The following is a 26,676-nucleotide window of genomic DNA, read 5'->3' as shown; positions in this document are numbered from 1 at the left end:
TCCTTACAGGGCGGCAACGGTGGCACGCGCACCGTGATCAAGCAGGGACTGGTAAGCTTTGCTGACAGCTGTGATAACGGCCGGGTTCTGCCCCAGTTCTGGCGGGAAGATCGCCTCCACGCTCAGTAAAGCGGGTACGACCGAGATGTTGTGATCATGCTGATCGCAGATTTGGCGCAGCATATCGGCCATAGGATCGCGGACATCAATCGGATTGCCCTGTTCGTCCACACCGGAGACATAACGCATCCAGCCAGCGATTGCGGTCGCCAGCCAGGAGAAGTCACTGTCGTTGGCGAGATGGAACTTGAGACTGCCGCCCAGGCGTTGCGGAATCTTCTGACTGCCGTCCATGGCAATTTGCCAGGTACGGTGTTTGAGACTCGGATTGGTAAAGCGCTCAATCAGCAGTGTGGCATAGCTTTCCAAATCCGTTCCCTGAGGCATGTTCAGTGACGGTGCCTGCGCCTTCATCATCATGTCAAAGGCGGCTTTACGATAGCCTGCGTCGGTCATGGTGTCGGAGATATGCTCATAGCCCCCCAGATAACCCAGATAGGCGAGGAAAGAGTGACTGCCGTTTAACATGCGCAGTTTCATCTCTTCATAAGGCACGACATCCTGAACAAATTCCGCACCGACGACGTCCCAGTCTGGCCGGCCGGCCACAAAGTTGTCCTCAATCACCCATTGACGAAATGGCTCACAGGCAATGCCGCATGGATCATCACAGCCCAGAAGAGAGGAAATTTCAGCCAGTGTATCCTCGGTTGCCGCAGGGACGATACGGTCGACCATGGTACTTGGGAAGGCCACGTTGGTTTCTATCCAGTCGCGTAATTCAGCATCCAGTAACTGGGCAAACTCCAGAATTGCGGCTTTGGCGACATGGCCATTTTCCTGTACGTTGTCGCAGGACATGACGGTAAATGGTGTTAAGTCGCGTTCACGGCGCAGTTTTAGCGCCTGCACTATGTACCCTAAGGCTGATTTTGGTGCTTTTGGATTGCTCAAATCGGCCTGAATCAGCGAATTATTTATATCCAGTTTACCTGTGGCCGGATCGGTGCAATAACCTTTTTCGGTAATGGTCATAGAGACGATGGCGACCTGAGGTTCGGCCATTTTTTCCAAGATTGCATCAATACCATTGTCCGCCGGATGCATGGCTTCAGTCACCGCCCCGATGATCTTAACCTCTGTCTCCTGTACGCCTTTTTCTACCACAGAGTAAAGACAATTTTGCTGTCTGAGTGCTTGTATCAGTGGGGCACCACTGAAAAGATTAATTTCACAAATTCCCCAATCACTGTTCGTTTTGGTCAGCATGTCATGGGTGAATAATCCCTGATGGGCGCGATGAAACGCCCCAAAACCTAAGTGAACGATTCTGGTCACTAAACGGCTGCGATCATATTGGGGCAGACATACGTCAGATTTTAGCAGCGTATTAGAAATATTTTTCATCTTGGTAGACTCTCAGATAGAAAGGCGATAAAGGTTGCCTGCAGATTCACCGTTGATAACGAGCGTTCGTTGTTCGGTTGCTGGCAGGCGAATTTCGACTGCAGAGTAATCTGGCTTGAATTCACCAGATTGGGTGATTACCACATGAATACACTTCGCGTCCGTTGTAACCACCAGGGTCAGTTCCAAGTATTCACCATCCTGGTAAGCGTAACTTTCACCGTCGTCATCGAAAATGGTTTGGGTAAAGTGATGCACACCCTGAGCCGGGAAGAGCAGAATTGTACGCTGGTTATCATCCTGAGTGGTCTGTACCCCAACTTCGGGATTCAATGGCAAAGCACATCCAGCTTTGACCATAAGTGGAATGGTTTCCAATGCTGCCGGTAGTGTGATGATTTGACTTGCGCTAAACCATTGATGTGTATAAAAGTCATACCATCCCAGACCGTTGTCAGGGAGATACACTTCACGCTCACGTTGATGAGGTTCAACCACGGATGCGACCAGCAGAGATTGCCCGAGGATAAAGTCGTCATTCTCTTCCCACGTGTTGGCATCGTGTTCATGATCAAGGAACGTCGGCCGCAACATCGGTTGATGATAGCGGTGTGCTTGCCACAGGGTATCGTAAAGATACGGCATGAGTTGATATCTGAGCGCCATTGCTTTGCGAATAATCGGCGTGACCTCAGGATACATCCAGGGTTCATTGACTGTGCCGTCGTCATTCCAGGAGTGGATGGTAAAGCGCGGGTGCATCACGCCATTTTGAACCCAGCGGACAAATAGTTCAGGATCGGGTTTGTCACCGGAAAAACCACCGACATCGTGTCCCAGATTGTACAAACCAGACAGGCTCATGCCGAGACCCATTTTGATATTGTATTTCAGGCTGGTCCAGTTGGTACGGTTATCGCCGCTCCAGGTTTGCACATATCGGTTCATTCCCGGGCAGCCAGAGCGTGAGATTAAATACGGGCGCAATTGCGGCGCGAATTCGCGTTGCGCGTGATACGATGCTTTCATCATTAATAAAGGCTGTAACGGTCTGATCAGCCCAATTGGAATCGATTGCCCAAAGCCAAAACAGCGTGCGCTGTGATCCCATATTTCATACTCGTTATTGTCGTTCCAGGTCGCATCGATGCCTTTTTCAAGCAATTGGGTAGTGACGTTACTTTTCCACCAGTCGATCGTTTTGGGATTAGTGAAATCGAGGTGTGAGCCATCGGCATCCCAGAACACAGAAATTTCCGGCGTATCGCTTTCCGAATCCTGAATAAACAACCCCTGTTGTTTGACGTCCTGATACATTGGATGGTCATGCAGTAAACAGGGTTTGATATTGGCGGCCAGCTTCATATCATGCTGGTGGAAGTGGTGTGACATATCTTCCGGACTCGGCACTTTGTCGTGGTTCCAGTTAAAGACATAGCGTTTGTCACCGATTGAAGTATAGCCGGATGACAGTTGGAACGAGTCACACGGAATCCGATGTTGCTGGCATTGATCGACAAAACTTTCCAGCAGTTGCTGAGAATGGGGTTCATCGGTATATCGCATTGTCGAGCCGCTGTAGCCTAAGCTCCATTTGGGGCCGAATATCGTCCCACCCGTTAATCGCGTGAAGGAGCGAGTGACATCCAGGACGGTAGGGCCGAGGATAAAATAGAAATCAAGGTCACCATCTTCAGCGCGATAGCTACGGTATTTTATGTGGTAATTATCGAGCTCATTGCCCAAGTCAAACCAGCAATTGGCCAGGTTGTCGTAGAACAGGCCGTAACTGACATTTTGTGGTGTGCGAGTGATATAGAATGGAATGTGTTTATAGAGCGGGTCGGTTGAGCTGGCGTTGTACCCCATGGCATCCAGGTTACGCATTTCAAATCGACGTCCTTCACGATTGAGATTGCCCGTTTTTTCGCCCAGACCAAAGTAATATTCGTCATCACCACGGTGCATGAAATGGGCAATACCTTGAGACTGGGTGGCGAGTTGAATGGCTCCAGTTTTACGATCATGGGCCAGCGGTTGCCATTGGCCTTCACTTAAATAGCTCCAATGCATCTGCAGTGGCTGACTGATGGTTAATTTCAGGCGGTCGGTCTCAATGTCGACCGTATCCTTGGTGTGTGTGAGTCTGTAGTCGGGTAGGGAATAACCTTGGGTGGAGACTCGTTCACGGCCTTGCCACTCGACATCATCGGTTGATGGCGCTACGGTCCATGTTCTGTCCAAGCGAAGTTGTTGGTTTTTCTTTATCAGAATGCGGAAAATGTCCTGTTCCAGGATAAATATATGCAGCGTATGCTTAGAATCGCACCGAAGGACTACTTCGTTGCCTTGAGCTGAGTCCCATTCCCAGTGTTTCAGTGTTTTCATTATTGAGTCCTTAAATACAAGCGCACACTGGGTGCGCTTTGAAAATACAAATTGGATTAATAGCCGAGTAAAGCCCGAGGCAGAGTGAGGCTGACTTCTGGAATGTAGGTGACAAGCATCAGTGCCAGCACCAATACCGCATAAAACGGTAATAAGGGCTTGATGACTTTATCAATTTTTACTTTACCGACAGAGCAGCCGATGAAAAGTGCACTGCCGACCGGCGGGGTACATATACCGATACATAGGTTAAACGTCATCATGATGCCGAAGTGAACCGGATCCATGCCCAAGTCCATCGCGATAGGTAGGAAAATCGGTGTAAAAATCAGCAATGCGGGCGTCATATCCATGAAGACACCAACAATCAACAGAATCAGGTTGATGATAAGAAGGACAACCAGGGGTTTTTCGGACACAGCCATCAAGGCGTCGCTGATCATGTATGGAATATCGGCATTGGCCATCGCCCAGGACATCCCCATTGATGCCCCAATCAGTAGCAGAACAATCGAGGTGGTGATGACAGACTCCAGAATGATGGCGGGCAATTGCTTGAGGTTAACTTCACGGTAAAAAACGACTGCCAGAAGAAGCGTATAGACGACTGCGATAGCGGATGCTTCCGTTGCGGTAAATATTCCGCCAATGATGCCACCCATAATGATCACAATCAGCCCAAGGCTAGGTAACGCATCCAGCGTTTTTTGCAGCACGACTCGGCGGGTGGGTTTTGCGGATACGGGATAGTTACGTTTTTTGGCGATTAAAGCTGCCACGATCATGAGCGCTAGACCCATGATAAGACCGGGAATGTATCCGGCCAGAAATAATGCCCCGATTGATGTACCGCCAGAAATCAACGAATAGACGATAAACGTGTTGCTGGGTGGAATAAGCAATCCCGTTGGACAAGAAGTGATGTTGACCGCAGCGGAATAGGCTGGGTCATAACCTTCTTTCTTTTGCAAAGGCGACATAGTGCCGCCGACCGCCGCCGCAGAGGCCACAGCGGAACCAGAAATGGACCCAAACATCATGTTCGCCAGAACGTTAACGTGTGCCAGTGAACCTGGTAACTGGCCACCAATAATTTTTGCAAATTCGATTAATCGAAGTGCAATCCCTCCTTGGTTCATGATATTGCCGGCCAGAATGAAAAACGGTATGGCCAGTAATGAGAAGCTATCAAGGCCGGAGGCAAGCTTTTGAGAGATCACCGCAATGGCTGAGTCGAAAGGCAATGACAGCATGATGGTTAGTAACGAAGAAATGGCGATCCCAAAAGAAATCGGTACCCCTAATCCGAGGAAAACAAAGAAAGTTCCAAACAAGACGATAATAATTTGCCAATCCATGAGTTATTTCCTATTTAAATTGGTTAGCCACAGAATCCACCTCGGACGTTTTCCCGTCCTTACATGTCCTCAGATTGGTCAAGAAGTCAGCCGATAAGTATATCAACATGAATATTCCGCTAAGAGGAATGGCGGAATACACATAGCCCATCTGCAGGCTGAGAGCAGGGGAAACCTGCCCGCTTGCCAGGGTCTGGAGCATCAGTTTACCACCACCATAAATCATGATTACGCTGGCGAAGATAATGCTAATGATGTTAACAACCAGACGCAGAAGTCCAATTTTTACCGGATTGTTTTCTAGAATTTGTTCAAGTAATTCAATGGCTAAGTGGCGTTTCTGTCCCAGTGTATATGCGGCGCCCAAGAGTCCAACCCATATAAATAGGAAGCGGGCAAGCTCATCGGTTGTGGTGCTGGGAGCATTGAGCACGTAGCGAGAAAAAACTTGCCAGACAACGCAGGTAACGAGAACGCTGGATAGTGCGATGCAGAATGTCGACAGCCCTCGATTAATGACGCCTATTAACTTGTCCATAATGACTCCTGGTAAACCAATTTTTTGTTATAAGTGCGTAGGGATAGATTATTTTCCATAAAATCGGCGCTGATTAGAGCATGAGTTACCAAATCAGCCTGTGATCTAACTCCCATTACTATTTTGGCTGAACAGACGAGTGCGTTTTTTATGATATTGGTCAACCAATTTGAGATTTTTGGTTGCTATTGGTTCGCTTTGGCGGATAAGTTAACAACGAATTGCTGCAGATGAGGTAGGAATGCATGGTGTACTCATCCAGTGATTGGAAAGATAACGCATGAAAACAACATCATTCTAAACGGAGAACATTATGCGGTTTAGTAAAAAAACACTGTCTGCTGCGATCGCTTGTGTGGCTGCTGCTTCCATTTCTTTTTCTGCCTCTGCAACCACCATTTTGAAACTGAGTCATAACCAGGATAGAAATCATCCGGTGCATAAGTCGATGCATTACATGGCTGACAAAGTGAAGGAATACACGCATGGAGAAGTGAAAATTCGCATTTATCCGAATGGTCAACTGGGGACGCAACGAGAGTCAATGGAACTACTGCAAAACGGTGCTCTGGACATCGCCAAGTCTAACGCCAGTGAGCTTGAGTCGTTTGAACCGGCTTACGGCGCATTCAATATCCCTTATATTTTTCACGACCGTAACCATTTTTATCAAGTATTAACGGGTAAAGTGGGGGCTGACATTTTAGCTGCATCAAAGGGTAAAGGCTTTATTGGTTTAACGTATTATGACGGCGGTGCGCGTAGTTTCTACGCTCAAAAACGCATTGAGGCACCAGCGGATCTCAAAGGGATGAAGATTCGAGTTCAGCCAAGCCCTACTGCTGTCAATATGATCAAGTTAATGGGCGGCTCACCGACACCTTTGGCTTACGGTGAGCTGTACACAGCGCTACAACAAGGCGTGGTGGATGGCGCTGAGAACAACGAAACGGCGTTAACAAACTCTCGTCACGGTGAAGTGGCGAAATATTTTAGTTTGGACGAGCACACCATGATTCCTGATGTATTAGTCATCAGTGAAAAGTCCTGGGATAAACTCACTGCTGAACAGCAAGTTGCCGTGCGCAAAGCGGCGCAAGAATCGATGCTTTACCATAAAGACTTGTGGACCAAAATGATCGCTGAAGCGCGAGAAAAAGCAAAGTCAGCGATGGGCGTTTCTTTTGTCTCTGTCGAGAAACAGCCGTTTATCGACGCAGTTAAACCGATACATGATGAGGCGTTAAACAATCAAGCGATCGCCCAATATGTGAAGGAAATTGATGCATTAGCGTCGAATTAGTTGGTCAAATCTAAGCTTGAACTTAGATTGATTGCCCAATTATTCGGGGTTCGATTATAGTTATATCTGTACAGGGCAATACCGGTAGTGGATTAAGTGAGATCATATGGGTATTAATACAAACTTAACGATTAGTGTTGGCATGATAAATCCAAAACGTCTTTATCAGGAAATTGGCCTCGGGCTACAGAAACGGATTGCGTCTGGTGAATTTATTCTTGGGGAGAGATTACCTCCTGAGCGAGAAATCGCAGAAGAGCTGGATGTTAGCCGTTCGATCGTTCGTGAAGCGATTATCATGCTGGAACTTCAAGGGTTTGTTGAAGTACGGAAAGGTTCGGGAGTTTACGTGATCAAGCTTCCGGACTCTTTAAACGATAATCAGGATCCTGAGTTAAATCGCAATAGCGATGTTGGTCCGTTTGAACTGTTACAAGCTCGTCAGGTTTTAGAGAGTCAGATCGCTAGTTTCTCTGCTTCTAACGTTACTAAAAGTGATATTTCCCGTCTTAGATCCTATTTGGATCAAGAGCGAATTAATCTTGAGGATGATAAAGAAGATTATGAATGCGATCGTATGTTTCACTTAACAATTGCTGAAGCTTCGCAAAACAGCGTCCTGAGTGACATTCTCCAAGACTTATGGGACCGGCGAGCAGAGAGTCCAATGTGGCAACAACTGCATGCACGTATTACAAGTAATACGTACCGTTATCAATGGCTAGAGGATCATGAAAAAATCCTCTTGGCGTTAAAGAAGCGTGACCCGGAAGGGGCAAGACAAGCGATGTGGCAACACATCGAGAACGTTAAGCAGACGTTGTTCAAATTATCCGATGTGGATGACCCTTCTTTTGATGGCTATCTGTTTCGCTAATTGGTTGGATGTCTCGTTGAAGCAGTCATACGATGTTGCTCAACAATATATAACTAGGAAACTATCATGGAACAAACTTGGCGCTGGTACGGCCCGAATGATCCGGTATCGTTGGATGATATTAAACAAGCCGGGGCAACCGGTATTGTGACTGCTTTACACCATATTCCGAATGGTGAAGTGTGGAGTATAGAAGAAATCCTGACCCGTAAAGAGTTATTGGAATCTAAAGGTTTTAACTGGTCTGTGGTTGAAAGTGTGCCGGTGCACGAAGAGATCAAAACCCGAACCGGCGATTATCAGTTGTGGATTGATAACTACAAACAGTCGCTAACCAATCTGGCCAAGTGCGGCATTGATACCGTGTGTTACAACTTTATGCCGGTACTTGACTGGACCCGCACCGATTTGGAATATCAGTTGGCGGATGGTTCCAAGGCACTGCGCTTTGATCAGATTGAATTTGCGGCTTTCGAACTGTTTATCCTCAAGCGACCTTGTGCCGAAGCCGATTACACTGAGCAGGAAATAGTCGAAGCGAAGCAGTGCTTTGAGAACATGTCTCAGGCACAAATTGATAAGCTGACCGCGAATATTATCGCTGGTCTACCAGGCGCGGAAGAAGGTTACACTCTGGATGAGTTCCAGGCCCGACTTGATACGTATCAGGGCATTGACAAAGATAAGTTACGTGAACACATGGTGCTGTTCCTGCAGGAACTGATGCCGGTTTGTGAACAATATGGCCTGAAACTGGCGGTTCATCCGGATGATCCACCGCGTCCTATCCTGGGTTTACCGCGTATTGTGTCTACCATCGAAGACATTGAGGCGCTGACAACCGCCGTACCGAGCAAGATGAATGGCATTACCATGTGTACTGGTTCTTACGGTGTGCGCGGTGATAATGACCTGGTACGTATGATTGAAACTTACGGTGACCGTATCTATTTTACCCATTTACGTTCAACACAGCGGGAAGAGAACAATCCCAAAAGCTTCCATGAAGCGGCCCATTTGGATGGTGATGTGGATATGTATAACGTTATCAATGCGTTGCTTAAAGAAGAGCATCGTCGTGAACAAGAGGGTGATGTCAGACGTATTCCAATGCGTCCGGACCATGGTCACCAGATGATCGATGATCTGAAAAAGCAGACCAATCCGGGTTATTCCTGTATTGGCCGCCTGAAAGGTCTGGCGGAAATTCGCGGAGTAGAGCTGGCTTTGAAACGCACGTTCTATACCCGCTAGCCTCCGTCCTTACTCGCTGAAAGTTTGGTAAGCACGCTATATCTGATACTGTCACGCTATATCTGATACTGTCACACTAGGCTGTGCTTTGCTCCTTACGTCCTTTATCTTCATCTGACGTCGCACGTTTATTTCGCTCCAAACGTGTTGCGTCAGGTTTTTACCTGCGTTGCTTCCAGCGTATCAGACGTGCATTCACAAGCGGTCAAAGCAGTTTGCTCTGACCGCTCTGTTACTGATAACTGGCAAAGGTACATAGAACGAGCGATCAGCGCTTATTTTAATATTTAATAACGCGATGTTTTACAAAACGTTATTGACGACCAGCATGTTGAGTTTTTTCGACTCTTTCAGTTCTTCTTTGGTCAGGCGCAGTTGCTCTTTCAGTTCATCCGAGTAGGGGCGACTGTTAAGTGTGACCAGACATTTGAACGCGCAGGGCCGCATATCGGCCGATGAAATCCCGCATAACAGACCGAAGGTGTTGTCCCGCAATTCCAGCGGGTTAAATATGTACAGCAGGCATTCTTCCAGCGTGTTGTACTGGTTAATAAATGAAAAGCGGATCAACCGATCGCTGTACGTCACGCAGCCTCTGTAATAGATCTCGCTACTTTTGCCGTCTGGGGTCACGACGCTGATAGTCAGTGTCGCGGTCTGCTGGCTGCCTTGCTTGTCTGGCAATATATCAATCACCCCGTCTTTTAGCCGGTTGTAGCGGCCGTCGTAAAAATAGAAAAACAGCCGCGCAGCACTGTGAAAGGTTTGAACGCCAGACGTTGGCGGGGCCGGTTCAATACTTGGGCTGACGCGATAATCAATCAGCTGAGTTGGGGTGACTTTAAGCGCTTCGGCAATGGTAAACAGGGTTACCATATCGATAGAGATCTCGCCGGTTTCGTATTTTGATACCGTGGCGCGGCTTTTAAATATCAGATCGGCCAACTGCTGAATCGTGAGCCCCAAGTTTTTACGATGGGTACGGATTCTGGCGCCGATATGGCGATTAATCGCCACATGATCTGTCGGTGGTCGGTTCATGATATTCAGATCCTTTAATCAATGACCGGATGAAACGTTCGTATAACGGTGCATTTGCGTGATTTTGCTGATGAATGGATTTTCTGCTTTGCAAAACTAGCAAATAAGTGGACTTTTTTCTATTTAAAAGAGAATTTATCAAAATTTTGTTTCTTTAAATGAAACTTATGCAGTTTGTCGTGGCTTAAAGGCTACCGATATACTCAGCGCAACCGTGCAGTCAGGAAACGGACACTTCCGCGCTGGTCACGGAGTCAACATCACAGGAAGCAAAATATGAAAATAGCGGTGATCGGCGCCGGCGCCATGGGGTGTCTGTACGGTGCGTATTTAAGTCAGCAGCATCAGGTCTTTATGATCGACGCACTGGAATCTCAGGTCACGGCGATTCAGCAGTCAGGGATAACTATTGAAGAGCAAAGCGGTGAAAAAGTGAATTTTCCCCGTGTTCAGGCATACTTATCCGGTCGATGTGACGTCGCGATGGACTTGGTCATCGTCTTTGTCAAATCGACCTATACTCAGGTCGCTCTGGAGCAAAACCAAAATCTGTTTAAAGAGTCAACCCTGGTGATGACGCTGCAAAATGGCGCTGGTAATGACCGCCTGATTCAGCAGTATGTGAAGCCGGAAAACATCATCATTGGCACCAGCAAGCATAATGCGGTCAATCTTGGCCTAGGCCAAATCAAGCATCCGGCCTCTGGGGTCACCACCATCGGCAGTAATCATAATGCGGATAAGCAGGTTGCACTGGCGCAAGGCGCCTTGCTGGAAGCGTCCTTTGTGGTCGAAGCGACCGATGATATTCAGCGAATTATCTGGAGTAAGCTGTTGGTGAACTTATCGGTCAATACGTTTACCGCCATTACCCAAACCCCAATTGGTTACATGATTAAGAACGAACATGCGTGGGACTTTGCCAAGCGTTTGATTTATGAGGCGATTGAAGTTGCCGAAGCCGACGGTACCTATTTTGACCGTCGCGAAGCGCTGAATATGGTTAAAAGTGTGTGTGAAACCGCCGGCGATGGCTATTCCTCCATGTATCAGGACCGCAAAAACCAGGTCAAAATGGAAATTGATGCCATTAACGGCGCGATTGTCGAACAAGCCAAACGCTATGGTGTGCCAACGCCTTACAATACCCTGATTGTGGATCTGATCCACGCGATGGAAGGTGCATACGGGTTATATGACTAATTTTATAAGGGGAAGTGTACGCACAGCCGCGCTTCCCCTAACAGACTTCCTCTAACAGTATGTCACTGGGTCAGTAACCAGCGCGCGGTTGTCTCATCAGTGACAAGGCCATTTATCCAGCCGCCACGCAGCGCGGCCAGAATGGCTGGGCGTTTGTCTTCTCCGCAGGCTGAGCCGATTTTCGGACAACGGCTGCTGCGCATATCATAACTGGTGATGAAGCGGTTGATGCTGCAGTTCACCACTTCGCCGTCCTGGTTAATGAAGCGGCCCAGAATTTCACCCACCGCCCCTTGTTCGTTCAGCTCCTGCGCTTTATCTGCACTGATAAAACCGTCTTTGATGATCGGACTGGCTTTACTCAGCGAACCAATACCGATAAAGATCACGTTGGCGTTGTCTGCTACCGCTGTAACATCGCCAAACAGGCGGGTTGTGGTCCAGGTTTTATGTTCCTGCTCGGATGTGGCGTAGCGCGGCGCCGGTAACTGATAGTAGTTTGCCTGCACTTTGCTGGCCAGAATCAAGGGCACATCATCATAGTAGTTACATTGTCCATCCACACCCATCGCACTGATCAGTGCGACACATTTACTGCTCGGTGCATCGAAATCAATTCGTTTAATCGCCTTCTTCAACGTTAATCCAGACCCGATACCAATGATCTGATCCGGTTGATCCTTGATGTATTTCGACATCAGCTGAAAGCAGCCAAAAGAGACATTATCCAGGGTTTCTTCTGGGCTGGTGGTCGGCACTATGCTGCACTCGACTAATTGATACTTCGCTTTCAGCAGTTCAGCATAATCCAGACAGGTCGCAATCGGGTGGTGCAATCCGATCGACACAATGCCTTCTTCTTTAGCGGCGGCGATCAGACGCTGCACCACGGGCCGTGACAGGCCAAGTTCAGAAGCGATTTCACTCTGATTACGACCGGATACGTAGTACATCCAGGCGGCTCGCACCATTTGATCGGTTTTGAAATTGTCGTCTTTTGCCACGATTTTTGCCTCGTATCTCGGTTTTATTACTCTGAAAACACCGTGTTATCTGTGGTGCCCAGCTATCTTCGCCTGTTCTGGTATTGAGTGCAAATCAAATCATTCACTCACAAATGAACAAAAATTCATTTAACGGTCTTTTGTTCATTTGTGATCTATGACTATTTATTTGGTTTTTTGATCATTTACAGTGAGCTCATCATATAAGAACGAGGAAATAACAATGAAAAACCAATACACGTGGCTACATATCGGTCTGGGATCGTTTCACCGTGCGCATCAGGCCTGGTACCTGAATCAGTTGCTGGAGCAGGGTGATCAGCGTTGGCACATTGCTGCCGGTAATATCCGTAACGATGCCGAAGCGACAGTTTCTGCTCTCCATCAGCAGCACGGCGAGTACGTGTTGGAAACGGTCAGTCCGGCGGGTGAGCGTGACTACGAAGTCATTAAATCGATTCAAACCTTGTTGCCGTGGAAGGAAGACTTAGCGCCGCTGATCGAAGAAGGCGCTAAAGCCGCGACGAAAGTGATTGCGTTTACGGTAACGGAAGGCGGTTATTACCTGAAAACCGATCATCGACTGGACGTGGAAAATGCCGGTTTGAAAGCCGACCTGAACGGCGGACATCAAACTATTTATGGCACCATCACCAAGATTCTTGAGCGTCGTATGCAAACGCAGGCCGGTGCGGTGACATTACTCAACTGCGATAACGTGCGTCACAACGGTGAACGTTTCCGCGATGGCCTGGAGGAATTTCTGACGCTGACCGGCAAAACCGAACTGCTAAACTGGCTGCAGCACCACACTACGAGTCCGAATACCATGGTTGACCGTATTACACCGCGTCCTGCGGCCGATTTACCAGCCAGAATTAAAGCGGCGACCGGCATCGAGGATAACGCTCCTGTGATGGGTGAGCGCTTTATCCAGTGGGTGGTTGAAGATGATTTTAAGGCTGGCCGACCTGAGCTTGAAAAGGTGGGTGTCGAGATGGTCGACTCGGTTATCCCATATGAAGAAGCCAAAATTCGTATTCTTAATTCGTCACACAGTTGCATTGCCTGGGCAGGCACACTGGCCGGTCAGTCTTATATCCACGAGAGTACGCTGACCGATTATATCCGTCAGATTGCGTATGACTACGTTACTCAGGATGTGATTCCGTGCCTGGGCGATAACGGTATCGATTTAGCCACCTACCGTGATGTGGTATTGGAGCGTTTTACCAACCCACACATTCAGGATACTAACCAGCGCGTTGCCGCAGATGGCTTTTCTAAGATTCCTGCCATGATCACCCCGACCATGCTTGAGTGTTATCAGCGCGGTGTCGCGCCATCGGCCACCGCCGTACTGCCGGCGCTGTTCTTTGTCTACATGCAGCAATGGCACCTGGGCAAACTGCCTTACGAGTACCAGGATGGCATTCTGGATGCCGACGCCGTGCATGCCATGTTTGCATCGGCAGACCCGATTGCTGAGTTTGCCCATGATTCGGCCCTGTTTGGTGAACTGGCGCAGAGCGCCGAGTTTGAAAGCCTGCTGCGCGAGAAAATCAGCGCGGTCTACGCGATGATTCAGTAAGGAGTGGTTATGTACTTAGGTATTGATCTGGGCACCTCTGAAGTTAAAGCGTTGGTCATTGATGAACGGGGTGAAACGGTGGCCGCACACAGCGCGCCGCTGACCATTCAACGGCCTCATCCGCATTGGTCCGAGCAGGATCCGCAAGCCTGGTGGGAGGCGACCAATTACCTGATCGATGCGCTGCGCGAAAAATGTGCCGAGCATTGGGGCGCAATTAAGGCGATTGGTCTGTCGGGCCAGATGCATGGTGCAGTGTTGCTGGATGAGAGCGACAGCGTGATACGTCCGGCCATTTTGTGGAATGACACCCGCTGTTATACCGAGTGTCAGGAGCTCGAAGCGATGGCGCCGCAACTGCATCAGATAGCCGGTAACCTGGCGATGCCCGGTTTTACCGCACCAAAACTGCTTTGGGTGCGTAAACATGAGCCGCAGCACTTTGCACGTATCGCAACGGTACTGCTGCCTAAAGACTATCTGCGTCTGCAAATGACCGGACGTAAAATTTCTGATATGTCGGATTCGGCTGGCACGCTGTGGCTGGATGTTGCCAAACGTGACTGGTCAGATTTACTGCTCGACAAGTGTCAGCTCAGTCGCGGCCAGATGCCTTTGCTGGTCGAAGGCTGTGAAGTGTCAGCGACCTTGTCGGTGGAGATCGCCGAACGCTGGGGGCTGAGCCCTTCGGTGTGTGTGGCCGGCGGTGGCGGTGATAATGCGGTCAGCGCTATCGGTGTGGGCGCAGTGGAAACTGGTGATGCCTTTATTTCCCTCGGCACCTCTGGCGTCCTGTTTGTGGTCAACGATCAGTATCGCCCGGCGCCAGAAGCCGCGGTACATGCATTTTGCCATGTCCTGCCGCAGCGCTGGCACCAGATGAGCGTGATGCTGAGCGCCGCCAGTTGCCTGCAATGGTTGTGTCGTATCGTCGGCGTGACGGAAGTGGAGTTGTTACAGGAAGTGGAACAGCTCACCGAAGAAGAAAAAGCCGGCGCGCCGCTGTTTTTACCTTACCTGTCCGGTGAGAGAACACCGCACAACGACCCGGATGCCAAAGGCATGTTCCATGGCATGACTCACTCCACCCGCCGGGCGACTCTCGGTTATGCGGTGCTGGAAGGGGTCAGTTTTGGCCTGGCTGATGGTCTGCGTGTCTTGAGCGACAGTGGTACGCACATCGAGCAGTGTTCACTGGTCGGTGGCGGGGCGCGCAGTCCTTACTGGGCGCAGTTACTGGCGGATACTCTGCAGCTTTCCATTGTTACCCACAAAGGAGGGGAGACCGGCGGTGCATTGGGTGCGGCAAGGCTGGCCTCTCTCGCGATGGATAAACCGCTGCGGGAGGTGTGTAAAAAGCCGGAAGTCTACCGCGTCTACCAGCCGGATAGCTCGCGTCAGGCGGTGCTGGAATCGCGCTATCAGCGTTTTCGCGCTCTGTATCAGAACGACCTTAACCTGCGGCAGTAATCGGCTGCTCAAACCTGAATCAATATAAACACAATAACAATCAACGGTGCCCTGACGCGAAAGCAGGGGCACTCGATTCCTTTTACCCTACAAATGAGGAATATATGGACACTACAAGCAAACAGTGGCTGGGATTGCCACTCAACTTAGTCTGGGGTTACATCGCGATTGCCATCTTCATGACCGGTGATGGCTTCGAACTGGCGTTTTTATCTCACTACATTACCGAACTGGGCTTTTCACCGGCGCAATCCTCTTTTGCGTTTACCCTTTATGGCTTTGCCGCCGCCATGGCAGCCTGGATTTCAGGTGTTGTCGCGGAAATTATTACTCCGCAGAAAACGATGAAAATCGGCTTCCTGTTGTGGTGTGTTTTCCACACATTGTTTCTCACTTTTGGCCTAGGCGAATCCAATTATGCGCTGATGCTGCTGTTTTATGGCATCCGTGGTTTTGCCTATCCGCTGTTCCTATATTCATTTATCGTGGTGATTGTGCACAATGTGCGCAGTGATGGTGTCAGTTCGGCACTGGGCTGGTTCTGGACCGTGTATTCGATCGGTATTGGTGTTGCCGGCAGTTATATTCCGAGCTTCACCATTCCGTGGATTGGTGAGTTTGGCACCTTGTGGTTATCGCTGGTGTTCTGTGCCGCAGGTGGTGTTATCGCGATGTTCGCACTGAGAAACGTGAAAACACCGACCCACATGCATAATCTGACCAACAAGCAGAAGCTGAAAGAACTGAGCCGCGCCGCAACTTTGCTGTACAGCAACCGTAACGTGCTTTACTCCAGTTTTGTCCGTATCACCAATACCTTATCTTTGTTTGGCTTTGCGGTGATCATGCCGATGATGTTTGTCGATGATTTGGGTTTTACGACCTCTGAATGGCTACAGGTGTGGGCGGTGTTCTTCTTTACCACCATATTCTCCAATGTACTGTGGGGAATTCTGGGCGAAAAACTGGGGTGGATGAAAGTGGTGCGCTGGTTTGGCTGTGTCGGTATGGCGCTGTCGAGTCTGGCGTTCTATTACATTCCCCAGCACTTTGGCCACAATTTTTATATGGCGTTGATCCCGGCGATTGCATTGGGGATTTTTGTCGCGGCATTTGTACCGATGGCGGCGGTGTTCCCAGCGTTGGAGCCGAATCACAAAGGCGCGGCGATTTCGGTCTATAACTTGTCGGCCGGGCTGTCTAACTTCGTCGCTCCTGCGATTGCGGTGGTGCTGTTGCCTTACTTCAGTACCCTGGGGGTAGTGATCGCTTATACCACGCTCTATGTGGTCGCGTTTTTTGTGACTTATTTGATCGAAGTCGAACAACCTGGCTTTGAAACGCCAATTGTTGACTCAGGTAATGTCACTGTGACTTAAAAAATGTTTTAAGGTATGGCAATAGCTTTTATTGCCATACCGGTTTTTTTCTTTTGAGGTAAGTATTTAGTATGAATAAACAAGCGGTCATTTTTGATATGGATGGTGTGATTATTGATTCAGAACCCTTGTGGCAAACGGCGCAGATTGAATCGCTGGCGCTGTTTGGGGTCACCATCAGTCGTGAGGACTGTGAGCGTTTGACGATGGGTAAACGCATCGATGATATTGCCAGAACCTGGTGCGATACGCATTCACTTGCGGTTGCGGCGACCGAGCTGGAAAGTATGATCCTGACCCGCCTTTGTGATGCGATCAGCCGGCAGGGTGAGGCGATGCAAGGCGTCTACCGTGCTTTAGAGACCTTTATGGCTCGTGAGCTGAAAATTGCTCTGGCGACATCGTCCAACCATGTGGTAATCAAGGCGGTCTTTGACCGTTTAGATTTATGGGAAAAATTCAGCGTGATTTGCAGTGCGGAAGATGAAGTGAACGGTAAACCCCACCCCGATGTCTATCTCTCAGCAGCGAAAGCACTCGGCGTCGACGTCAGCCAGTGTCTGGTCATTGAAGACAGCTTCACCGGCCTGACTGCCGCTAAACGTGCTGCAATGACCACATACTTGGTCTCATCTGAGTATCAGAATGAAAAATTTGCCATTGCTGATGCCAGATTCAGTAACCTGAATGCGGTCGTAGACTCTCTGAGCTGAAGACTTTCCAGAGGCGGTATCCGCTGGTACATGCTGAACATTTTCAGAACTGGGTCACTTTTTTAGGGCATTATGCGTTCATATCTTGCTTGAACAACTGGTAATCACATGTAAATACGTAGTAGATTTTGGAACCATTGACCATCAAAAGGCCGCAGCTACTGTTTGATCCACGTTATTGGTGATGTGAATTAGGTGGTTGCCGTAATGACCGGACAAACCCCGTGAATACAAAATCAAGAAAGCAAGGCAAAGCTTTTGCCACCATCTCAGATGTGGCCAAATACGCTGAGGTGGGTAAAACCAGTGTGTCGCGCTATCTCAACGGTGAACAAGACAAACTTTCTGAACCACTGCGTGAAAAAATTGCTCAGGCGATCGCCCATCTGGGCTATCGTCCCAGCCATTCCGCGCGTATGCTCAAAGCCGGCCATTCCAAACTGATTGGTTTGCTGCTGGCCGATGTCACCAACCCGTATTCGATTGATGTATTGCAGGGGATTGAGCATATCTGCCGTCGCGAAGGCTATATGCTGATGGTGTGCAATACCGATAACCGTCTTGATCAGCAGGAGCGTTATCTGGAAATGCTGGAAGATCATCGGGTCGACGGCATTATCGTCAATACTCTGGGGATGGAAAGCGGCCACCTTGGTATGCTGAGCCGTATTGACTGCCCGTTTGTGTTCGTTGACCGGATTGACCCGACGCACAGTGTCGACTCGGTAGGGCTGGATAATACCGGGGCGGCTGAGTTGGCTTGTCAGCATTTAGTGGAGAAATGTTATGAGTCTTTGTTGGTCATTACTCAGCCTCTGACCATTGCAACCCGCCGTGAAAGGGTTGAAGCATTGCAGATGTTTGTCAGCCAGCATGAAGGCATGAGCTGTGAGGTGGTTGAAATGGCCGACATGAGTGGTGACAAACTGAGAGCGCCGATTCGTGCGTTTATTGACAATAAGCGCGGGCTGAAAAAAGCGCTGTTTTGCACCAATGGTGTGGCGACCATGTGTGCGGCTAAGGCATTAAAACAGCTTGATATGCATCTGGGAGAAGCGCTGGGATTACTCAGTATTGATGATCCCGACTGGGCACAATTAGTCGGTGGGGGAATTACGGCGATGCGCCAGCCAACCCGACAAATCGGTGAAACGGCGTGTGAACGCTTGATTGCACGCATTCGCGGCAGCGAACAACCGCCACAGCAAATACGCTTGCCTGCGGAGCTGATTGTCCGGGCCTCAACCTGAATCAATGCCTGTTACAACCTGGTGTAACAGGCTACAGCCGTTATTTTTAAAAAGCCTGGCGGCATCTTTAGTACCACTCTTTTACCTGTCCTGATCTCTCTTTACGATTGTGTTACTGCAATCTCAAAAAATAACAACCTGCATCATATTGGTGACGTTTTGATCACAGTTCCTCATTTTGGTGCTGTGTCTGGAACCGATTCCAGACTATGTTATTCAGCGTAACGTGAACATAACAACAACGCTTTTAACTGGAGCTCATTATGAAAAAGTACCTTGCGCTGCTAGTAGCCACCGCCCTGTTCGGATGTGGTGAATCGAACGATACCGCCGGTAGTGGTGCGCTGCATCTGGTGGCGGCTCACAACCAGACCAATGTTTCTAGTCCGTATCAGACCGGTATGCTGAAACTGAAAGAAGTCGCTGATCAATCGGGACTTTTTGATGTTGAAGTTCACGCGGGTACCATTGGTACTAACGAAAGTGAACTGGTTGAGAAACTGGTTCTGGGTGGCGCTGATGTGGTGCTGGTTTCGCCGGGTTTCATGACCTCCTCCGGCATTGATGAAGTCGATCTGTTCTCTTTACTCTACCTTTTTGACGACTACAGCCACTGGGAAAAGGTGGTTGATGGCGAAGTGGGCAAAAAAGTGGCCGACATTATTTACACCAAATCCGGTGAGAAATATCGCGTGGCCGGTTACTGGACCGCCGGTGTGCGTCACTGGTACGGCAAACGACCAATCAACACCATCGAAGATGCGAAAGGGCTTAAAATCCGCACCCAGACATCCGGTGTCGTATCCCAATACTGGAAAGATATCGGCGCGATTCCGACTTCGGTAGCCTGGGCCGAGTTGTATCAGGCATTGTCAAGCAACGTGGTCGATGGTGCAGAAAACGCTTATCCATACTTCATTCCGATGGAGCATCATAAAACCTCAAACGGTAAATACATCTCTGAAACCGGCCATGATTACACCACGCGTCTATTGCTGGTTCGCAACAGTGTGTGGGAAAGCTTCAGCGATGAGCAGCGCGCCGCGTTTGACAAGGCGGTCACAGCGGCGACTGACGCTGAGCGACAAGCACTTTACGCTCAGGAATCTGAATTTAAGCAGAAAGCGATTGATGATGGAGCGATTGTAAACTCGGTTGAACGCGGTCCGTTTATTGAAAAGGCGGTGGCGATTCAGGACGAGTGGGCTGCTAAGCATGGTATGACTGACGTGATTGAGACTATCCGTCAGGCACGTTAAGGCTCGATTAACAGGCTTTAGTCTTGCTCTTTGAGCAATGGGAGAAAGGACGAACAGTATGAAATATCTGACTTTACTCATGGCCAAACTTCAGCTGACTATCGGTGCAGTATGCCTGGTGATCTTTGTGGTAGCGACTCTGGTTCAGGTCGCTACCCGCTATCTGGGTATCTCGGTTCTATGGACAGAAGAAGTGGCGGTCAACGCCTTTATATGGGCGATGTTCCTCGGCGCCGCCGTGATGGTACGGGAAAACGAGCACTTTAGCTTTCGTATCCTGACCGATAAGTTTGAAGGGAATAAACGTTCCTGTCTGTTACTGGTACAGAACCTGATTATGCTGGTGTTCTGTATCCTGTGCTCTGTTTACAGTGTGGAAATTACCCAGACATTCTGGAATTCACGCTGGATTACCGTGCCGGAGTTTAAACAGGGCTATATCTGGCTGGTTATGCCGGTCACCTTCATCAGTTCCAGTGTCTATCTGGTCGATAACATGATCAAAGAAGTGGCGAAGTTAAGAAATGCTTCTAAGAAGGGGGTTGTATGGAACTCGCATTAATTACCGTGCTGTTTATCGGCTTGATCATTATCGGGGTCCCGATTGCGTTTTCGATTGGCATTTCTGCTCTGACCGGTATTGCGACTATGGCTGGCACGCCAAATACCATGATTCCGATGAAAATGTTTTACGGACTCAATTCATACGTACTGCTGGCGGTGCCTTTGTTCATCCTGACCGCAAACATTATGAACAGCGGCAGTATTTCCCGTCGCCTGATTGATTTTTCTATCGCTCTGGCCGGACGTCGTCCGGGTGGGCTTGGCCATGCCAACGTGATTGTGTCGATGTTATTTGCCGGAGTGAGTGGTTCCTCAACCGCCGATACCGCTGGGGTAGGTAAAATTCTTATTCCGAACATGATCGATAAAGGCTACAGCCGTGAAATGTCGGTCGGGGTGACCGCGGCTTCGTCGACCATCGGCAGTATTATTCCGCCTAGTATTACCATGGTTATCTATGGCGGCCTGACCAATACCTCGGTCGGACAACTGTTTATCGGTGGTATGCTGCCAGGTATATTGATTGGTTTCGGTATGATGTTTGTGATTGGTATCATTGCCCGTTGCGATAATCTGCCAATTATGGAAAAGATTACCCGCGCAGAATTTATTGCGCTGGCTAAAGATGCTTTGCCTGCCATGATCACGCCGCTGATCATTATCGGTGGTATCGTCTTTGGTGTGTTTACACCAACCGAAGCGGCCGCTTTCTCTGCCATCTATGCTTACGCGATTAGTGCTTATTACTACAAAACCATCACCTGGCGCGATATGCCAAAAGTGTTTGTCGAAACTCTGAAACTGAGCTGTCTGTCTCTGTTTGCTCTGGCAGCAGCGTCTGCACTGGGTGAATTCCTCGGCTACTACAAAATCAACGTGATGGTGGCGGATTTCTTTAACAGCCTGGGCGGTAATGAATATCTGTTCCTGTTTATCATCATTGCGTTCTTCCTGTTCATCGGTACGTTCATGGATGCGATTCCGGCTATGGTGTTGTTTGTACCAGTGATTTATCCGGTTGCTCTGTCAATGGGTGTGGATCCGGTACAACTGGGCGTGGTTATCATCATTACTCTGTCGGTTGGTCTGATCACTCCGCCATACGGGTTATGCCTGCTGATATCGAGTGTGATCGGCGGATTGTCTCTTGATCAATCGTTTAAGGCGGTGATGCCTTACATCGCTGTGATTCTGGCGGTTCTGCTGGCCGTGATCTTTATGCCATTCGTGTTATTGGTATGAGCTTTTTGTCAGGGTGAACGAGCCAATGCGCTAAGCGCTATTGGCTGTCACCATGCATTGTTTTAGTTAAAATTTGGAATCGGTTCCACGTTGTGGTCTTCTCCCTGGCTTGATGAATCATCGCCGGAGAGAGGGAGGACAGCGATGGTGCCGGGGGAGAACGCAATGAATACAGTACCAAGCAAGTCTTTTGTAACGCTGGGTGAAGCGATGGCGATGATGGTCGCCAATCAGATCGGTCCGCTGGCAAAGGTGGAAACATTTAACCGCCATCTGGCCGGTGCTGAACTTAATGTCGCGATTGGTATGGCGCGGCTTGGTTTTGACTCTCGTTACGTGACGAAAGTCGGCCGTGACTGCTGGGGCGAGTTCATCACTCAGGCACTGGCTGATGAAGGAGTCAATACCGGTTGGATCTCAACCAGCGATGATCACTCGACCGGGATGGTATTTAAGAGCCTGCAGAACGATGGCAGCGATCCTGCGGTGGAATACTTTCGCCGCCGTTCTGCGGCCAGCACGTTAAGTGCAGATGATTTTCAGCCTGATCTCATCGGTGAAAACAGTCACCTACACCTGACCGGCGTCGCGGCGGCGGTGTCTCCGTCGTTGCTGGCGCTATCGCGCTATGCATTGCAGCAAGCGAAGACAGCGGGAGCCTCAACCTCGTTTGATACCAATCTTCGTCCGACGTTATGGCCGGATGAGCAGACGATGCGCGACACCATCAATGAGTTGGCATGTGGCTGCGATGTGGTGTTGCCGGGAATCAATGAAGGCAAGATACTGACCGGCAGCGAGGACCCAGAGAAGATTGCCGATTTTTATTTAGCGCGTGGTGTGCAACTGGTAGTGGTGAAACTTGGCAGCGATGGCGCCTACTTTAAACATGCCGGCGGTGAGTCAGGCACGGTGCAGGGGATTATGGTCGAGAAAGTGGTCGATACGGTCGGTGCGGGTGACAGCTTTGCGGTTGGCGTGGTATCCGCATTACTCGACGGCCGCACACTTGAGCAGGCTGTACAGAGAGGCAACTGGTTTGGTGCGCTGGCAGTGCAGGTTCGCGGAGACAGTGAGGGGCTGCCAAGCCGTACCCAATTAAATCAATTTGAACCAAGGGCTTAACGATGAAAAAGAAAGTTGTGTTGTACAAAAGCATTCCGGAGCAGTACCAACGTCAGCTGGAGCAGCATTTTGACCTGCAGGTCTTTGATGGTGTCAACGACAGCAACCGCAGCGAATTTGCAGCCGCGCTTGCTGATGCGCAAGGTGCGATTGGCGCCAGCGTTGAGATGCCGCCGCAATTGCTGCAATCCGCCTCCAGGCTTGAAGCACTGTCGACGATCTCTGTGGGTACCGATCAATTTGACCTCGATTATCTCGCTAAGCGTGGCATTCCATTGATGCATACACCGAGTGTTCTGACCGAAACGACCGCTGATACCGTATTTATGCAGATAATGTGTGCCGCGCGCCGGGCAGTTGAGTTATCCAATCTGGTGCGAGACGGGAAGTGGACCAAAAGTATCGGTGAAGAGTATTACGGCGTCGATGTGCACGGCAAAACGCTGGGCATTATCGGGATGGGCCGGATTGGCTATGCCGTGGCCCGTCGTGCTCATTTAGGCTTTAACATGAACATTCAGTACTGCAATCGCAGTGCGCATCAGGAAGCGGATCAGGTGCTGAATGCGACCCGTACCGAAATGGAGACCTTGCTTAAGACCTCCGATTTTGTCTGTGTGATGGTGCCACTGACTGCAGAGACCGAGCGCCTGATTGGTCAAGCACAGTTCGCCCTGATGAAATCCAGCGCCATTTTTGTTAATGGATCACGCGGTAAAGTCGTTGATGAATCAGCGCTTATTGAGGCGTTAAGTCAGGGCCAGATTCGGGCTGCCGGTCTGGATGTGTTCGAAGTCGAACCGCTGCCGGGCGACTCTCCGCTGTGCAAACTCGATAATGCGGTAATTTTTCCGCACATTGGCTCAGCAACCGGAGAAACCCGCGAACAGATGGTCGCTTGTGCGGTCGACAATATAATTGCCGCGTTACAGGGTGATCTGTCGCGCAACTGCGCAAACCGTCATTTGCTGAACGGTACACAAACTAAGAGGAACGCGTGATGTTTACGGGTCGTTGGGACAACTTACAAGCGTATCCCTATATCAAAAAAAACCTCAAACATATTATCCAACAAGCGCTCAAGGTCATCGAAGAGCAGACGGAACCGGGTAATGTTGTGCTGCAGCCGGATGATGTGTGGATTGAAATGAAACACGTCAATACCGATCCGGCGGATGGTCGTATGTTTGAAATCCACAAGCAGTTTATCGATGTGCATGTGCTGCTTGCAGGCGAAGAATATATGGGTTTTGCCCATGATGAGCTGGTGGTGGAAGACTTATCGCTGGTGGAGCACGACGTCTATTTTGGCAGTAGCCGCGAAGGTCGCTATGTTCTGATGAAGCCGGGCGAGTTGGCGGTGTTTTTTCCGGGAGAAGTGCATAAGCCGCAGTGTCACCTTGGTGAAGCATCGGTCAGTTTGCGTAAAGCGGTGATTAAAATCAGACAATCCATCTTACAACAGGAGCAATAATGATGAAGGCGGATATCGGAGTTATCGGCCTGGCAGTCATGGGCCAGAACCTTATCCTGAACATGAACGACCACGGCTTTAAAGTGGTGGCACATAACCGTACTGCGGCGAAAGTCGACGAATTCCTGCAAGGCCCGGCGAAAGGCACCAACATTGTAGGTGCTTACACCCTGCAAGAGCTGGTCGACAAACTGGAAGCGCCACGTAAAGTGATGCTGATGGTTCGCGCGGGTGCCGTGGTTGATGCATTCATCGACCAACTGGTTCCTCTGCTGGACAAAGGCGACATCATCATCGATGGCGGTAACACCAACTACCCAGACACCAACCGTCGCGTTGCAGCACTGCGTGAAAAAGGCATCCACTTCATCGGTACGGGTGTATCCGGTGGTGAAGAAGGCGCACGTTTCGGACCTTCTATCATGCCTGGCGGCGCGCCGGAGGCATGGCAAGCGGTTAAGCCTATCTTCCAGGGCATCTCTGCAAAAACTGATGCGGGTGAGCCTTGCTGTGACTGGGTTGGTAACGACGGTGCTGGCCACTTCGTGAAAATGGTACACAACGGCATCGAATACGGCGACATGCAGCTGATCACTGAAGCATACCAGTTCATGAAAGATGGTCTGGGCATGTCTGCAGATGAAATGCAGGCCGTATTTACTGACTGGAACAAAACTGAGCTGAACAGCTACCTGGTGGAAATCACGGCTGACATCCTGGGCTACAAAGACGAAGACGGCGAAGCACTGGTTGAAAAAATCCTCGACACCGCGGGCCAGAAAGGTACCGGTAAATGGACCGGTATCAACGCACTGGACCTGGGCATTCCACTGACTCTGATCTCTGAGTCTGTGTTCTCTCGTTGCCTGTCTGCCCTGAAAGACCAACGTGTTGAAGCCGAGAAGCTGTTCGGCAAAACCATCACGCCGGTGGAAGGCGACAAGCAAGAGTGGGTGGATGCACTGCGTCAGGCTCTGCTGGCTTCAAAAATCATCTCTTACGCACAAGGCTTTATGCTGATGCGTGAAGCGTCAAACGAAAACGGCTGGGATCTGAACTACGGTAACGTCGCTCTGATGTGGCGTGGCGGTTGTATCATCCGCTCTGCGTTCCTGGGCAACATCCGTGACGCTTACGAAAACAATGCGCAGCTGGCTTTCCTGGGCTCAGATGACTACTTCAAAAACATCCTGACCGGCAGTCTGGCAGCATGGCGTAAAGTGGCAGCGAAATCGCTGGAAGCAGGCATCCCGATGCCATGTACTACTTCAGCGCTGACGTTCCTGGATGGCTACACCACGGCTCGTCTGCCAGCGAACCTGCTGCAGGCGCAACGTGACTACTTCGGTGCGCACACTTATGAGCGTACTGACCGTGCACGCGGTGAGTTCTTCCACACCAACTGGACCGGTACTGGTGGTGACACAGCGTCAACCACATACGACGTATAACGCCATACCGATGGGTTTGGTGATATGTACACACAGCCCGCGATGCGGGCTGTTTGCGTTCAGGCCATCAAACCTTGTTTGAGATGGGCAACCAAATCACGATGGCTGAGCTGCTCACGCATCCATGGGCTGAAAGCAAACGGCGCTGTTTGCACGCTTTGCAGCAAGTCATCAAAGTCGATCCAGGCGTAATCGGCGACTTCACTGGCTCTTGGTGCTAGCTCTGAGGTTAAACGTGCCTGAAATACAGGGCAAAATTCATTTTCGACCACGCCACTGTTGTCTTTGGCGTAGTACTGAAAATCTTCACAGACGCTGCGAATGTCAGCTATTTTGGCCCCGAGCTCATACTCGGCGCGGCGATGCAGTGCGTCACTGAATACTTCGTCCGGCAGCGGGTGACCACAAAACGAGTTGGTCCAGACCCCGGGCCAGGCCACTTTATCGAGTGAACGGCGAGTCAGCAGAACCTGACCTTGGTCATTAAACAAATAACAGGAAAACGCCAGGTGCAGTGGCGTGTTTTCATCGTGGATGCCGGCTTTGTCGGCCGTGCCAATGGGTTGATAATTACTGTCAAGTAACACAACCTGCTCAGTCGTTGATGTCATAAGACCTCACTTTTGCCATCATTTGCATGACAGGCGAATACGATGGGGAAATACAGGCAAAAAAGTCGCTAGATAAAGGGTAGTCAGATAAGCCTGGAATGCCGAATTGAAAAT

23 protein-coding genes are annotated in these 26,676 nt (G+C 49.8%); 16 read left to right on the top strand and 7 right to left on the bottom strand.

Annotated features, from left to right (window positions below):
- Positions 1-3 precede the first annotated feature (3 nt).
- Genes KNV97_RS02635 through KNV97_RS02620 form a run of 4 tightly spaced genes read right to left on the bottom strand, consistent with a single transcriptional unit; the run spans position 4 to position 5,751 of the window.
- Entirely contained in the window at positions 4-1,467 is a 1,464-nt protein-coding gene (locus tag KNV97_RS02635; RefSeq protein WP_218562059.1) for a mannitol dehydrogenase family protein, read from the bottom strand.
- Between the two features lie 12 nt (positions 1,468-1,479).
- A complete protein-coding gene (locus tag KNV97_RS02630; RefSeq protein WP_218562058.1) occupies positions 1,480-3,855 on the bottom strand; it encodes a glycoside hydrolase family 31 protein in 2,376 nt (791 codons plus the stop codon).
- Positions 3,856-3,911: 56 nt separating this feature from the next.
- Positions 3,912-5,213 carry a TRAP transporter large permease gene (locus tag KNV97_RS02625; protein WP_218562057.1) on the bottom strand — a complete coding sequence of 434 codons (1,302 nt, stop codon included), beginning with the start codon at positions 5,211-5,213 and terminating at the stop codon, positions 3,912-3,914.
- Positions 5,214-5,223: 10 nt separating this feature from the next.
- Positions 5,224-5,751 (bottom strand): TRAP transporter small permease, encoded by a 528-nt coding sequence (locus KNV97_RS02620; RefSeq protein ID WP_218562056.1) that lies wholly within the window; start codon positions 5,749-5,751, stop codon positions 5,224-5,226.
- Positions 5,752-6,064: 313 nt separating this feature from the next.
- Here KNV97_RS02620 and KNV97_RS02615 point away from each other — a divergent pair, with 313 nt between their 5' ends.
- The 3 genes from KNV97_RS02615 (at position 6,065) to uxuA (ending at position 9,185) form a co-directional block, all read left to right on the top strand.
- A complete protein-coding gene (locus KNV97_RS02615; RefSeq protein WP_218562055.1) occupies positions 6,065-7,054 on the top strand; it encodes a TRAP transporter substrate-binding protein in 990 nt (329 codons plus the stop codon).
- Positions 7,055-7,160: 106 nt separating this feature from the next.
- On the top strand, positions 7,161-7,931 hold the full coding sequence (locus tag KNV97_RS02610) for an FCD domain-containing protein (protein WP_136483968.1): 771 nt from the start codon (positions 7,161-7,163) through the stop codon (positions 7,929-7,931).
- Positions 7,932-7,997: 66 nt separating this feature from the next.
- The gene (gene uxuA, locus KNV97_RS02605) at positions 7,998-9,185 is read left to right on the top strand and encodes a mannonate dehydratase (RefSeq protein WP_136483969.1); all 1,188 of its coding nucleotides are present in this window, start codon (positions 7,998-8,000) and stop codon (positions 9,183-9,185) included.
- Positions 9,186-9,488: 303 nt separating this feature from the next.
- On the opposite strand, the gene KNV97_RS02600 is transcribed toward uxuA, so the two are convergent.
- A complete protein-coding gene (locus KNV97_RS02600) occupies positions 9,489-10,226 on the bottom strand; it encodes a helix-turn-helix domain-containing protein (RefSeq protein WP_218562054.1) in 738 nt (245 codons plus the stop codon).
- A gap of 276 nt (positions 10,227-10,502) precedes the next feature.
- Between KNV97_RS02600 and KNV97_RS02595 the strand changes: the two genes are divergently transcribed.
- Complete coding sequence (locus tag KNV97_RS02595) at positions 10,503-11,429, top strand: ketopantoate reductase family protein (RefSeq protein ID WP_218562053.1); 927 nt, start codon at positions 10,503-10,505, stop codon at positions 11,427-11,429.
- Positions 11,430-11,491: 62 nt separating this feature from the next.
- Here the strand turns inward: KNV97_RS02595 and KNV97_RS02590 are convergent, their stop codons facing one another.
- Positions 11,492-12,433 (bottom strand): sugar-binding transcriptional regulator, encoded by a 942-nt coding sequence (locus KNV97_RS02590; protein WP_136483973.1) that lies wholly within the window; start codon positions 12,431-12,433, stop codon positions 11,492-11,494.
- A gap of 223 nt (positions 12,434-12,656) precedes the next feature.
- Between KNV97_RS02590 and dalD the strand changes: the two genes are divergently transcribed.
- The 12 genes from dalD to gnd all read left to right on the top strand — a co-directional run bounded on the left by dalD (position 12,657) and on the right by gnd (position 25,951).
- Entirely contained in the window at positions 12,657-14,024 is a 1,368-nt protein-coding gene (gene dalD, locus KNV97_RS02585) for a D-arabinitol 4-dehydrogenase (protein WP_218562052.1), read from the top strand.
- A 9-nt stretch (positions 14,025-14,033) separates the two neighbouring features.
- Positions 14,034-15,494 (top strand): xylulokinase, encoded by a 1,461-nt coding sequence (gene xylB, locus KNV97_RS02580; protein ID WP_136483975.1) that lies wholly within the window; start codon positions 14,034-14,036, stop codon positions 15,492-15,494.
- A 104-nt stretch (positions 15,495-15,598) separates the two neighbouring features.
- The gene (locus KNV97_RS02575) at positions 15,599-16,873 is read left to right on the top strand and encodes an MFS transporter (protein WP_136483976.1); all 1,275 of its coding nucleotides are present in this window, start codon (positions 15,599-15,601) and stop codon (positions 16,871-16,873) included.
- Positions 16,874-16,944: 71 nt separating this feature from the next.
- Positions 16,945-17,586 (top strand): hexitol phosphatase HxpB, encoded by a 642-nt coding sequence (gene hxpB / locus KNV97_RS02570; protein ID WP_136483977.1) that lies wholly within the window; start codon positions 16,945-16,947, stop codon positions 17,584-17,586.
- A gap of 224 nt (positions 17,587-17,810) precedes the next feature.
- Positions 17,811-18,836, top strand: a complete 1,026-nt coding sequence (locus KNV97_RS02565; protein ID WP_218562051.1) for a LacI family DNA-binding transcriptional regulator — start codon at positions 17,811-17,813, stop codon at positions 18,834-18,836.
- 263 nt (positions 18,837-19,099) lie between these two features.
- Positions 19,100-20,095 (top strand): TRAP transporter substrate-binding protein, encoded by a 996-nt coding sequence (locus tag KNV97_RS02560; protein ID WP_218562050.1) that lies wholly within the window; start codon positions 19,100-19,102, stop codon positions 20,093-20,095.
- A gap of 58 nt (positions 20,096-20,153) precedes the next feature.
- Positions 20,154-20,657, top strand: a complete 504-nt coding sequence (locus KNV97_RS02555; RefSeq protein ID WP_136483980.1) for a TRAP transporter small permease — start codon at positions 20,154-20,156, stop codon at positions 20,655-20,657.
- Positions 20,642-21,901: a TRAP transporter large permease gene (locus KNV97_RS02550; protein WP_218562049.1), complete on the top strand. Its 1,260-nt coding sequence runs from the start codon at positions 20,642-20,644 to the stop codon at positions 21,899-21,901. The genes KNV97_RS02555 and KNV97_RS02550 overlap by 16 nt, the downstream gene beginning before the upstream one ends.
- A gap of 165 nt (positions 21,902-22,066) precedes the next feature.
- Positions 22,067-23,026 carry a sugar kinase gene (locus KNV97_RS02545; protein ID WP_218562048.1) on the top strand — a complete coding sequence of 320 codons (960 nt, stop codon included), beginning with the start codon at positions 22,067-22,069 and terminating at the stop codon, positions 23,024-23,026.
- Between the two features lie 2 nt (positions 23,027-23,028).
- The gene (locus KNV97_RS02540) at positions 23,029-24,027 is read left to right on the top strand and encodes an NAD(P)-dependent oxidoreductase (protein WP_218562047.1); all 999 of its coding nucleotides are present in this window, start codon (positions 23,029-23,031) and stop codon (positions 24,025-24,027) included.
- On the top strand, positions 24,027-24,500 hold the full coding sequence (locus KNV97_RS02535) for a YhcH/YjgK/YiaL family protein (protein ID WP_218562046.1): 474 nt from the start codon (positions 24,027-24,029) through the stop codon (positions 24,498-24,500). Before KNV97_RS02540 ends, KNV97_RS02535 begins: the two co-directional genes overlap by 1 nt.
- Before the next feature lie 2 nt (positions 24,501-24,502).
- Positions 24,503-25,951, top strand: coding sequence for a decarboxylating NADP(+)-dependent phosphogluconate dehydrogenase (gnd, locus tag KNV97_RS02530; protein ID WP_218562117.1), 1,449 nt, complete (start codon positions 24,503-24,505; stop codon positions 25,949-25,951).
- Between the two features lie 59 nt (positions 25,952-26,010).
- Here the strand turns inward: gnd and idi are convergent, their stop codons facing one another.
- The gene (idi, locus tag KNV97_RS02525; RefSeq protein WP_218562045.1) at positions 26,011-26,562 is read right to left on the bottom strand and encodes an isopentenyl-diphosphate Delta-isomerase; all 552 of its coding nucleotides are present in this window, start codon (positions 26,560-26,562) and stop codon (positions 26,011-26,013) included.
- Positions 26,563-26,676: the final 114 nt, after the last annotated feature.

The organism is Vibrio ostreae, assembly GCF_019226825.1.
GTDB lineage: Bacteria > Pseudomonadota > Gammaproteobacteria > Enterobacterales > Vibrionaceae > Vibrio > Vibrio ostreae.
The sequence above is the reverse complement of the archived record's forward strand: the minus strand, read 5'-3'. Positions and strand labels throughout refer to the sequence as shown.